The sequence below is a fragment of the Micromonospora trifolii genome (assembly GCF_022229005.1).
Classification (GTDB): domain Bacteria; phylum Actinomycetota; class Actinomycetes; order Mycobacteriales; family Micromonosporaceae; genus Micromonospora; species Micromonospora trifolii.
In genome coordinates this window covers 1-11,041 of sequence record NZ_JAKKFD010000042.1, presented here as the reverse complement: position 1 = coordinate 11,041, position 11,041 = coordinate 1, and the positions used below count along the sequence as shown (strand labels likewise).

The window sequence follows — 11,041 nt, the reverse complement described above, 5'->3', positions numbered from 1 at the left end:
GGGGTGGGGAGGGTTAGGGGGTGGGGAGGGTTAGGGTGGCTTGGACTGGGCGGTGGTCGGTGCCGGGTAGGTCGAGCACCTTCACCGAGCGGACCGCTATCCGGTTGTCGACCAGGACGTGGTCGATGGTGACGGGTGGGGTGAGGTCACCGTCGTACGGACCCCAGGTGCCGGTCAAACCCTTCCCGGTGGCGTCGGCGGCGTCGACGTAACCGCTGCGCAGCAGGGCCCGTAGTGGACTGTGGTCGAGGGTCGCGTTGAAGTCTCCGGCGAGGATCCGCAGGCCACCGTCCGGGGTGGCCGTTGGTTGGGCGGCCAGGTCGGCACGCCAGGCGCCCACCTGGTCCAGCGCGTACGGCGCCGAGGGGTGGGCCGACTCGACGCGGACCGGGGACCCACCGGGAACGGAGACCGTCGCGTACGCCTGGCTGAAGCCCCAACCCTCGAGGTTGCGCCGGACACCACCGTCGGTGATCGGCCACCGCGAGTAGAGCCCGGAGCCGGGGGTGCCCACCTCCGGGTTGAGCTGCCGGTGCGGCAGCAGCGTGGCGAGGCCGAGCCGATCCAGGGCGACCTGCGCGTCCGGCGTGAACTCCTGCACGGTGAGCACGTCCACCCGGTGTCGCCGGACCAACTCCACAAGTGTCTGCGCGTCGCCGGCGCCGGCGAGCAGATTGGCGGTGAGGAGCCGCACGGTCGGCCCGGCCGCCGCCGGCTGCGGGTTGGCCAGCGCCCGAGGTGCGACGGTGCCGAGCAACGCCACCGCCGCCACGGCCGCGAGCGCCGCCGGCCACCAGCGCCGCAGGGCGAGTGCCAGGGCCAGGACCAGCACGCTGACGGCCGCGACGTACGGCGTGAAGGCGAGCGCCTGCACCAACGGCCCCCGGTCCAGGCTGAGCAGTCGGGCGCCCGCCCAGAGGGCGGTGGGTGCGACGGCAAGCCAGCAGAGCACCGTGCCGAGCCGAGCGAACCGGTGCGAGGGCGGCGCGTCGACGATCACGACGGTGATCCTAGTCGGGCCCCGCGAAGCCATTTCATGAATGGTGCTGCGCTCACATTTCACAATTATCTGACGGTTGGTTGACACTCCGGAAAAGCGAGATCAACTATTGACTGGCGGCTTTTTTCGGTGCTACGTTCCATCTGGCTTAAACGACGCAACTCTGAGTAGTAACCGCAGCTCAGGTGGGATGCAGATTGCTAAGTAATCAATCTCATCGGGTGTAAGCGAGGCAGCTTTCCCCCGTCCAACTGTCGTCGTACGCCTATTTATGGGCAGTCAACCGTCCCGCCCCGCGGGTCGGCCGAATTCGCACGGTCACACAAGGGGGACCTGTCATGAGCACATCCTTCCGACGTAAGGTGGCGGCGGTAACGTTCGCCGTCCTGGGGCTCAGTCTCGCCGGCGGGGGCATCGCTATCGCCCAGCCGTCGGCGAAGGCGCCGCAGGACGCGGCCCAGCCGGCGGCACGGAGCACGAACGCCCAGCCACCGGTCACCGCCGAGTCGGCGCGTATCGCGAAAGCCGCGATGAAGGCGGGTGCGGCCACCCCACTGGTTGCCACCAACGTCTTCACCGTCGTCAACTCCAACGGCACCAAGGCGCGCGGCACCGGCACCGTGCTCAAGTGGGGTGTCGGGGAGTACGAGGTGATCTTCGGTCACACCGTCTCGGCCGGCGCCTTCCTGGCCACTCTCTCCCTGGCCGGCTCCTGCTGCGTCCCGCCCGGGGGCGAGGTCTCCGTCGCCCCGCGCCTCGGCACGCCCAACGCGGTCTTCGTGCAGACCCGCAACTCGTCCGGGACGCCCGCCAACCTGGGCTTCACCCTGCTCACCCACACACCCTGACCAACCGACACCCGGCCCCCGTCGCCTCCGGCGACGGGGGCCGGACCCTGTCTGGGCGACGACCACCCTCGGCCGGCCCCGGGGAGAGCGGTAGGGCCTCCCTCGACCGGTTCGTGCCGGTCGGGCGCTCACTGGCTGGTCCCTCGCCGGTTGTCCACCCCTCGGCAGGCTCGCGACGGTCGTCACCCTTCCGTGCGGCTCATCCCCATTCCGGCCACTCCGGGCCGGTCCGGCCCGCACAATCCGACGTTTGCCGGGCGTGTGCCAGGGAAGCAAGCACCGTGACGGACATCTCGGACACCCTGGCCAGCATGCCCAGCCCGGTCGATCCGGAGCCGACCGGCATCGAGCTGGAACAGACCCTCTTCGAGGTCAAACGCGTGATCGTCGGGCAGGATCGCCTCGTCGAACGCCTGCTCACCGCCCTGGTCGCCAACGGACACTGCCTCCTGGAGGGGGTGCCCGGCGTGGCCAAGACACTGGCCGCGCAGACCCTCGCGACAGTGGTCGGTGGCACCTTCTCCCGGATCCAGTTCACCCCGGACCTGGTGCCCTCGGACATCGTCGGCACCCGGATCTACCGGGCGTCGAAGGAGACCTTCGACATCGAGCTGGGCCCGATCATGGCCAATCTGGTGCTGGCCGACGAGATCAACCGGGCCCCGGCCAAGGTCCAGTCGGCGCTGCTGGAGGCGATGGCCGAACGGCAGGTGTCGATCGGCGGGCGCAGCTGGCCGGTCCCGGAGCCGTTCCTGGTGCTGGCCACCCAGAACCCGATCGAGTCCGAGGGGGTCTACCAGCTCCCGGAGGCGCAGCGTGACCGGTTCCTGATGAAGGTGGTGGTCGACTACCCCAGCGACGCCGACGAGCTGGCCATCCTCTACCGGATGAGCACCGACCGGCCGACCCCGCGCCGGGTGCTCGACGCACAACGGCTGCGAGACCTCCAGCTCCACGCCGAGCGGGTCTTCGTCCACCACGCGTTGGCCGAGTACGTGGTGCGGCTGATCCTCGCCACCCGCGACCCGGGCCGGTTCGGGCTGCCCGAGATCGCCCCGCTGTTGGCGTACGGGGCCAGCCCCCGGGCCACCCTGGGCCTGGTCGCTGCCGCCCGGGCACAGGCACTGCTGCGCGGGCGGGAGTACGTGCTGCCCGAGGACATCCGTGAGCTGGCCGTCGACGTCCTCGCCCACCGGCTGGTGCTCTCCTTCGACGCGGTGGCCGACGGGGTTTCGGCCGAGAGCGTGGTGCGACGGCTCGTCGAGGCGGTGCCGCCGCCCCGGCTGGCCACCGGACACCCGCAGCAGACACCGGATCTGGCGGCGGCATGAGACGCGCAACCGTCGCGCCCGCCGACCCGGGCCTGGCCGAGCTGGCCCCGGACCAGCGCCTGCGCCGCCTGGAGCTGACGGTCACCCGCCGACTGAACGGCCTGCTGCACGGCCAGTACCGTGGTCTGCTGCCCGGTCCCGGCAGTGAGCCGTCCGGCAGCCGCGAGTACCGGCCGGGCGAGGACGAGGTCCGCCGGATGGACTGGGCGGTGACGGCCCGGACCGCCGTGCCGCATGTCCGGCAGGTCGACGCCGACCGGGAACTGACCACGTGGCTGCTCGTCGACGGCACCGCCAGCATGGAGTTCGGCACCGCCGAGCTGGACAAACGGGAACTGGCGGTGGCCGCCGTCGCGGCGGTCGGTTTCCTGACCGCGGGCGTCGGCAACCGCCTCGGCGCCCAGGTGCTGCGCGCCGACGGGGTACGCCGCTTCCCGGCCCGCAGCGGGCGTACCCATCTGCTCTCTCTGCTCCGCGCGTTGCTCGCAGCCCCCCGGGCCACCGCGCCCACCGACCGGCCCGGGCGGGGGCCGACAGCCCTACCGCCCGATCTGGCGGACGGGCTCGACGCGCTGCACCGGATCGCCAACCGGCGTGGGCTGGTAGTGGTGGTCTCCGACTTCCTCGACGGCCTGCCCGACGATCCCAGCCAGGTAGCGCCCTGGGAGCGGACCATGCGCCGACTGGCCGTCCGGCACCAGGTGCTGGCGATCGAGGTGACCGACCCGCGTGAGCTGGAACTACCGGACGTTGGCCTGATCACGCTCGTCGACCCGGAAACCGGTCGGCACCGCGAGGTGTGCACATCGGATCGTGGGCTGCGCGAGCGGTACGCCGAGGCCGCGACCGCCCAGCGCGATCAGGTCCGTCAGGCGCTGCGCCGCAGCGGGGCCACCCATTTGCCGCTGCGCACGGACGGGGACTGGAGCGCGGACATCGTCCGGCACGTGCACGCCCAGCGTCGGCTGGCCGCCGCGCCGGTCGGTCGGCCCCGGGGAGGTGCCGCGTGATCTGGCAGTCGCCGCTGCGACTCTGGCTGCTGCTCGGCGTGCTCGCCCTGGTCGTCGTGTACCTGGTGATGCAGCGGCGACGCAGCCGGTACGCGGTTCGCTTCACCAACCTGCGACTGCTGGACCGGGTGGCGCCGGAGCGGCCCGCCTGGCGTCGGCACGTACCGGCCGGGCTCTTCCTGGCCATGCTGGCGCTGCTCGTGGTCGGCTTCGCCCGCCCGAGCGCCGAGGTCCGGGTGCCCCGGGAACGGGCCACTGTGATGGTGGCGGTGGACGTCTCCACGTCGATGCTCGCCACCGACGTCGAACCGGACCGGTTGGCCGCGGCGAAGGAGGCCGCCCGGCGCTTCGTCGAGGGCCTGCCCGACGAGTTCAACGTGGGTCTCGTCGCGTTCGCCGGCAGCGCGGCAGTGCTGGTGCCCCCGGGCACCGACCGGGACGCCCTCGACGAGGGGATCGACCGGCTCGCCGAGGGCATCACCGGTGTCCAGGGCACCGCGATCGGCGAGGCCATAAACACCTCGCTCGGCGCGGTCAAGAGCCTGGACAGCGAAGCCGCGAAGGAGACCCCACCCGCCCGGATCATCCTGCTCTCCGACGGCGCCAACACCTCCGGCATGGACCCGATGGAGGCGGCCGCGGAAGCGGTGAAGGCGGAGGTGCCGGTGCACTCGATCTCGTTCGGCACCCCGTCCGGGTTCGTCGACCGCGGTGGACGGCCCATCCAGGTTCCGGTGGACGGCCAGACCCTCAAGGCGGTCGCCGAGGAGACCGGCGGCATGTTCCACGAGGCCAGCACCACCGACGAGCTGCGTGCCGTCTACGACGACATCGGCAGCTCGGTGGGCTACCGCACCGAGCGGCAGGACGTCTCGGCCCGGTTCATCGGCCTCGGACTGGTGTTCGCGATGGGCGCCGCCGCCGGCTCGATGCGCTGGTTCTCCCGGCTGCCCTGACCGCCGCGCACAACCGACGTCGACCGTGAGGAGTACGCATGGCAGTACAGACCGGACTGGGCGAACCGCGCGGTCCCTGGTTCATCTCGCCGGAACTCGACCCGGACGGGCGAGGGTGGTGGGACGCGCCCGAACGCGACCCCGGCGGGCGACGACCCGGGCGGCTGCTCGCCGTGCTGGCAGTGGTGGCGGTCTCGGCCGTCTCCGGTGCTCTCGCCGGTGGCGTGGTGGCCAGCCGGGACGGGGCTGGTGGCCCGGATGCGGCGTCCGCCGCCCCGGTGCCCGCCGAGCTGGTCACCGCGGCCGCGCGGACCGTACCCGGTGTGGTGTCGGTGCTGGCCGGCGGCGCGAGCAGCGGGTCCGCGACCGGCTCCGGCTTCGCCGTCGACGACCAGCAGCACCTGATCACCAATGACCACATCCTGGCCAAGGGGGGTGGCGGGCCGGTGACTGTGGAGCTGCCCGACGGCCGCCGGTTCGCCGCCGAGGTGGTCGGACGGGAGCCGCGCAGCGACCTGGCGGTGCTGAAGGTGCCGGCGTCGGCCGGTCTCACCCCGCTGCCCCTGGCGAAGCCGGGCGCGACCCGGGTCGGTGAGTCGGTGCTCGCGGTGGGGTCGCCGCTCGGTCTGGCCGGAACTGTCACCGCGGGCATCGTCAGCGCGCTCGACCGGGAGGTACGGCTCGGCAACAACCGGCACAGCGCGGTCCAGACCGACGCGTCCATCAACCCCGGCAACTCCGGCGGGCCACTGGTCAACGCGCGCGGGGAGGTGGTCGGGGTGAACACCGCCATCGCCACCATCGACGGCAACGGCTCGATCGGCATCGGGTTCGCCATCCCGATCGACCAGGTGCAGCAGACCGCCGACACGATCATCGGCAAGGGTGGCTGAGCTGCCCGAACGCCCTGACGGGGGCCACCAGTGTCAGATATCCGGCCGGACGGCATCGGACCATGGAAATATTACGCTCGGTATGGATACTGGCGGAGGTGGAGCGTCCTCTTCTCACGGTCCTCCTGCTGGTGGGCCTGGTCATCGGATGTGCAGTGGGGTCGGCGTACGCCCGGGCACGACGCGGGTGGAACGATTACCAGACCGTCAAGAAGTCGGTGCCAGGCGCCCGCCGGGGCGCCTGGTCGCTGATCCGCGGCGTCGCCGTGAAGGCCGCGGTCATCGGGGTGCTGCTCTTCGGCGCTGTGGCGTACGCGGCCGTCGGCTCCGACGAGGAGACCGCCGGGCCGACGCCCAGCCAGTCCCCGACGCAGAGTGAGCCTCCGCACCGATGACCCCCGGCGGATCGCCGCGGGTTAGCCTCGGGGCGTGGACGACGGACTGCGGGTGACCGACCGGTGGGTCGTCCCCGCCGGAGAGCTACGGGAGCGCTTCTCCCGCTCGTCGGGGCCCGGCGGGCAGGGCGTGAACACCGCCGACTCCCGGGTCGAGCTGAGCTACGACGTGGCCAACTCGCCGGCTGTCCCCGAGTGGCTGCGGTCGCGGGCCCTGGACCGGCTGGCCAACCGCCTGGTCGACGGGGTGCTGACGATCGCCGCCAGCGAGCACCGGGCCCAGCTGGCCAACCGGGAGGCGGCCCGGGCCCGGATGACCGCACTGCTGCGGGAGGCCGCCGCGCCCCCACCGCCGACCCGCCGGGCGACCCGCCCGTCCCGTGGGGCCAAGGAACGCCGGCTGGCCGAGAAGAAACGCCAGTCCCAGCGCAAGCGGGACCGCCGCGCCGACGACGATTAGGCCGCCGACGGCGACTAGGCCGGGACGGCGGCGAGCAGCCGGTCGCGCAGCACTGCGGCCCGCTCGGCGAACCCGCGCTGCGCCGCCGCGTACTCCGCCCGGCCGTCCGGCGTCTCCACCCGCACCGGCGGGTAACCGAGTGCCGCCAGGTCGTACGGGCTGGCCCGCATGTCCAGCGTGCGGATGTCCCGGGCCAGGTCGAACGCGTCGGCCACCAGCTCCGAGCAGACCAACGGCGACAACTTGTACGCCCACTTGTACAGATCCATGTTGGCGTGCAGGCAGCCCGGCTGCTCGTGCGCGTGCTGCGTCTCCCGGGTGGGGGTGAGCAGGTTCAACGGGCGGGCCGGCGGGGTGAAGAACCGGAACGCGTCGAAGTGGCTGCACCGCACGCCCCGCTCCTCGACGATCTCGGCGGTGCGCTCCGCGCTCAGCCGCAGCGGCCAGGCGTTGTGCCGCAGCTCCTCCCGGGTCTGCCGGTAGACCATCGCCCACTCGTGCATTCCGAAGCAGCCGAAGTGCGGTGCCCGCCCCCGCGTCGCCTCCAGCAGGGAGCGGATCCAGGCGATCGACTCGCCGCGCCGCGCGCGTACCCCAGCGGTGTCGAGGGTGACCCCGGCGGCGCTGGCGCGGTAGTCGCGGCCGAACTCGGCCGGATCGGCGTCGCGCAGCTCGACCCCGGGGCCCGGATGCCAGCGACGCAGCTGGGCCGGGCGGTGCGAGTAGTAGGTGAACAGGAAGTCGGCCACCGGATGCCGCTCACCGCGTCGTCGCCGGGCCAGGTGCGGGGTCAGCCAGACGTCCGCCCGCTCCTCGTGGGCCCGCCGGCGGGCCTGCCACTGCGCCACGTCGAGCACGGCGGGGGCGAGGGCGGCGGTCACCCACCCAGGGTACGACCGCCGCCCGCACACCCGGTCAGGGCATCTGCACCCGAACCCCGGCGGAGAACACCCCGCTGCGCAGCTCCAGCTGCTGGGGCGGGTCCCGCCCGTCGACTGTGAAGACCAGCGGGAGCACCATCCGGGTGCCCGCCGCCATCGGGTCGGCGAAGACGTCCCGACCCAGGTTCGCCGTCCGGGTGGCCGACTCGTCGGTGCTCACCCAGCGCCCCCCGGGCAGGTACGCCCGTTGCAGCTCGCTGTGCCACGGCTGATGGTCGCCGGTGACGTTGCGCACACCCACTGTGGCCTCGCAGCGTCGCCCGTTGGCCGGCGCGGCACCGCCGCCGTCGGGCTTCCCGGCGGTGCCGGGCGCGCCGCAGGTCATCCGGTACACGGTGAACTCGAACGCCGACTCGCGCAGCGGCACGCCCAGCGACCCGTTGACCCCGGAGCCCACCCACGCGCCGCTGGTGGGCTGCTTCTGCGTGTCGATCGCCGCTACCTGCCGGGTCGCCGTCCAACCCGCGGTGCCGACCACGCCGGCCAGCACCACGACGGCGGCGCCCACCAACACCCAGACCGGCGGGGTACGCCGCCGCCGCACCGGGCTCGGGGCGGCCGGGCGGGGGTAGACCGTCCCGCGGCCACCCTCGGCGCCGCCGCCGGTGGAGAGTGCGGCAGCCGTCACCCGACGTCCGCGCCGACGTCGCCACACCCACACCAGTGCGGCGCTGATCAGCAGCAGGACCGCCAGGCCGGCGAGGAGCACCGGGTAGCGGCGCCACGGCGGCGCCTCGCTCACCTCGGCCGCCGGTGCCGCCGCCGCCTGCCAGGTGGCCGAGGCGCAGTCGTACGGTCGGCTGCCGTCACTGGTGAACGCGCAGGTCGGCGCGGTCAGCGGCCGGCCCGGCGCGGTCGCGGCGAGCGCGGTGCCCAGGGTGGTGGTGCTGTGCGCGGGCAGTCGCAACCGCCAGGTCACCTCGGTGGCCGATCCGCCGGCCGGGGTGGACTGGCCACCACCGCTGATCGCTGTCGTCGACGAGCCGGGCGGTAGCTCCTGACGCACCGTGGTCACCAGCGGCGAGTTGCTCACGTTGCGCACCTGGATCCGGTACCTCGGTGCCGGGCTGCTCTCCGTGGCGACAGCCACGGTGACCTGTTGCGGGGGCGCCGACGCCGGCGCCCGGGTCGGTGGGGCCATCGCCGGTGGCGCCGAGGGTGGGGTGGGCTCGGTCAGCCGCGCGACCATCGCCACCGGTGCCCGGGATCCCGCTGGTGCCGGTGTGGCGGCCGGTGGTGGCGTGGCCGACGTTGGTTGTGGCGTCGCGGCCGGTGGTCGTGGCACGGCCGCCGCCTCCGGAGCCGCCGACGGCAGGGCCGGCACGGCGGCGAGGATGCCGAGGCAGTGCACGAACACTGCGAGGGCTCTGTGGTGTCGTGTCGATGCAGGCATACGAACGAACCTCCGGAGCCGACGCTAGGGGCGAGCCGCCTCCGTGCGGGTACGAAGTCGAGAAGTCCGCCCCGGTCACCTCCAGCTCCGGTAGGGTGCCGCGCGCTGACGGGTTGAGCACACCCGACCGCCGGTCCTGGCCGGTTGGGGCGCTGGCGGCGCTAGATTGGCCGGGTGCGTATCGCTCGTTTCGCCCATGCCAAGGGAATGTCGTTCGGTGCCGTCGAAGGCGAAGCGGAGGCCGGGCCGCAGGCCCTGACCATCGCCGAGATCGAGGGCCACCCGTTCGGCAATCTCACCTTCAGTGGGGCCCGCTGGGCCCTCTCCGACGTCCGGCTGCTCTCGCCGATCCTGCCCAGCAAGGTCGTCTGCGTCGGCCGCAACTACGCCGACCACGCCGCCGAGCTCGGCAACGAGGTGCCCAAGGAGCCGCTGCTCTTCCTCAAGCCGTCCACCTCGGTGATCGGCCCCCGGGACGCCATCCGACTGCCGATCTTCTCCAAGCAGGTCGAGCACGAGGCGGAGTTGGCGGTCGTGATCGGTGCGCCGGGTGCGCGCCGCGCCGACCGCGCCGCCGCCGAACGCGCCATCTTCGGTTACACCTGCGCCAACGACGTCACCGCCCGGGACCTCCAGCGTTCGGACGGGCAGTGGACCCGGGCCAAGGGCTTCGACTCGTTCTGCCCGATCGGCCCGTGGATCACCACCGGGCTGGACGTGTCCGACCTGGAGATCCGTTGTGAGGTGGGTCGCAACCCGGAGGAGATGGAGGTACGCCAACTCGGCCGGACGAAGGACATGGTCTTCGACGTGCCGGGCCTGGTGTCGTACATCTCGCACGTGATGACCCTGCTGCCCGGCGACGTCGTTCTCACCGGCACTCCGGCCGGGGTTAGCCCGCTTGTCGAGGGGGATACGGTCACCGTGCGGATCGACGGCATCGGCGAGCTCACCAACCCGGTGGTTCCCGTCGCCTGATCCGTCTGATGCCCCTGTTTCCGCAGCTCACGGGTGGTTCGGGGGGATCGGATTTGGCCTGCCGGCACCGGGAGGGTAAAGTTCACTCCCGGCGCCGCAAGGGGCCAATGGGGTATGGGGTAATTGGCAGCCCGACTGATTCTGGTTCAGTTAGTCTAGGTTCGAGTCCTGGTACCCCAGCGCTGCTGGAATTCGCGAGAATTTCCAGACGCTGGATTTTGACGGAGTTCGACTCCGCCCCTTCGGGGGCGGAGGGCGGTCTTCGGCAGAGTGCAGCTCCTCCGCCGCTAAGGTGGGGGAGCGAAAGTTGTTCTGGCCCCGTCGTCTAGTGGCCCAGGACGCCGCCCTCTCAAGGCGGTAGCGCCGGTTCGAATCCGGTCGGGGCTACAGCGTGCACAGCCCGTCTCACCTGGTGAGGCGGGCTGTTTCGTGTCCGCCGCCGGGCCCTCGGGCGACGGCGCACCCCGCGCTCGTGCCCGGGTACGGTGCCGCTAGACTACATTCGCACCGCCCGCGAGGGTGGTGAACGGAAAAGTTCTGGCCCCGTCGTCTAGCGGCCCAGGACGCCGCCCTCTCAAGGCGGTAGCGCCGGTTCGAATCCGGTCGGGGCTACAACCAAAGGCTCATCTCGCGACGCGAGGTGAGCCTTTCTCGTTGCCCACCCGGTCTCTCGTTGATCATGAGGTTGTCGTCACGACACGCCGGGTGGTTTCTAAGGTTCAGTGCAACTGATCTTGGTTGTGCTGGGGGGTGTTGGTGGCCAGGCCGGGTGTGTTGACGTTCGGGCATCGGCAGGTGTTGGAGCATCTGTGGGGTGCGGGTCGGCGTATTAGTGG

General features: G+C 72.1%; 11 protein-coding genes, 3 tRNA genes and 1 pseudogene. 12 read left to right on the top strand and 3 right to left on the bottom strand.

Features of this window, described 5'->3' with window-relative positions:
* Positions 1-13 precede the first annotated feature (13 nt).
* Positions 14-997: an endonuclease/exonuclease/phosphatase family protein gene (locus tag NIE79_RS24480; protein ID WP_372471788.1), complete on the bottom strand. Its 984-nt coding sequence runs from the start codon at positions 995-997 to the stop codon at positions 14-16.
* Positions 998-1,338: 341 nt separating this feature from the next.
* Here NIE79_RS24480 and NIE79_RS24475 point away from each other — a divergent pair, with 341 nt between their 5' ends.
* The 7 genes from NIE79_RS24475 (at position 1,339) to arfB (ending at position 6,893) form a co-directional block, all read left to right on the top strand.
* Positions 1,339-1,848, top strand: a complete 510-nt coding sequence (locus NIE79_RS24475; RefSeq protein ID WP_238680804.1) for a hypothetical protein — start codon at positions 1,339-1,341, stop codon at positions 1,846-1,848.
* Positions 1,849-2,129: 281 nt separating this feature from the next.
* Positions 2,130-3,179 (top strand): AAA family ATPase, encoded by a 1,050-nt coding sequence (locus NIE79_RS24470; RefSeq protein WP_238680803.1) that lies wholly within the window; start codon positions 2,130-2,132, stop codon positions 3,177-3,179.
* Positions 3,176-4,189 carry a DUF58 domain-containing protein gene (locus NIE79_RS24465; RefSeq protein ID WP_238680802.1) on the top strand — a complete coding sequence of 338 codons (1,014 nt, stop codon included), beginning with the start codon at positions 3,176-3,178 and terminating at the stop codon, positions 4,187-4,189. The genes NIE79_RS24470 and NIE79_RS24465 overlap by 4 nt, the downstream gene beginning before the upstream one ends.
* Complete coding sequence (locus NIE79_RS24460; RefSeq protein ID WP_238680801.1) at positions 4,186-5,145, top strand: VWA domain-containing protein; 960 nt, start codon at positions 4,186-4,188, stop codon at positions 5,143-5,145. The genes NIE79_RS24465 and NIE79_RS24460 overlap by 4 nt, the downstream gene beginning before the upstream one ends.
* A 38-nt stretch (positions 5,146-5,183) precedes the next feature.
* Positions 5,184-6,038 (top strand): S1C family serine protease, encoded by an 855-nt coding sequence (locus tag NIE79_RS24455; protein ID WP_238680800.1) that lies wholly within the window; start codon positions 5,184-5,186, stop codon positions 6,036-6,038.
* Between the two features lie 98 nt (positions 6,039-6,136).
* A complete protein-coding gene (locus NIE79_RS24450) occupies positions 6,137-6,433 on the top strand; it encodes a hypothetical protein (RefSeq protein ID WP_238680799.1) in 297 nt (98 codons plus the stop codon).
* Positions 6,434-6,467: 34 nt separating this feature from the next.
* Positions 6,468-6,893, top strand: a complete 426-nt coding sequence (gene arfB, locus NIE79_RS24445; protein WP_238680798.1) for an alternative ribosome rescue aminoacyl-tRNA hydrolase ArfB — start codon at positions 6,468-6,470, stop codon at positions 6,891-6,893.
* A gap of 14 nt (positions 6,894-6,907) precedes the next feature.
* Here arfB and NIE79_RS24440 read toward each other — a convergent pair whose 3' ends face one another.
* A complete protein-coding gene (locus tag NIE79_RS24440; protein ID WP_238680797.1) occupies positions 6,908-7,774 on the bottom strand; it encodes a 3-methyladenine DNA glycosylase in 867 nt (288 codons plus the stop codon).
* Between the two features lie 34 nt (positions 7,775-7,808).
* Positions 7,809-9,227 (bottom strand): hypothetical protein, encoded by a 1,419-nt coding sequence (locus NIE79_RS24435; RefSeq protein WP_238680796.1) that lies wholly within the window; start codon positions 9,225-9,227, stop codon positions 7,809-7,811.
* 174 nt (positions 9,228-9,401) lie between these two features.
* Here NIE79_RS24435 and NIE79_RS24430 point away from each other — a divergent pair, with 174 nt between their 5' ends.
* From NIE79_RS24430 to NIE79_RS34280, 5 genes and pseudogenes are all read left to right on the top strand, one after another.
* Positions 9,402-10,205: a fumarylacetoacetate hydrolase family protein gene (locus tag NIE79_RS24430; protein ID WP_238680795.1), complete on the top strand. Its 804-nt coding sequence runs from the start codon at positions 9,402-9,404 to the stop codon at positions 10,203-10,205.
* 108 nt (positions 10,206-10,313) lie between these two features.
* Positions 10,314-10,385, top strand: a tRNA-Gln gene (locus tag NIE79_RS24425).
* A gap of 134 nt (positions 10,386-10,519) precedes the next feature.
* Positions 10,520-10,592 (top strand) — tRNA-Glu (locus NIE79_RS24420).
* Between the two features lie 152 nt (positions 10,593-10,744).
* Positions 10,745-10,817, top strand: a tRNA-Glu gene (locus NIE79_RS24415).
* 110 nt (positions 10,818-10,927) lie between these two features.
* Positions 10,928-11,041: pseudogene (locus NIE79_RS34280) on the top strand (IS30 family transposase); the annotation flags it as partial.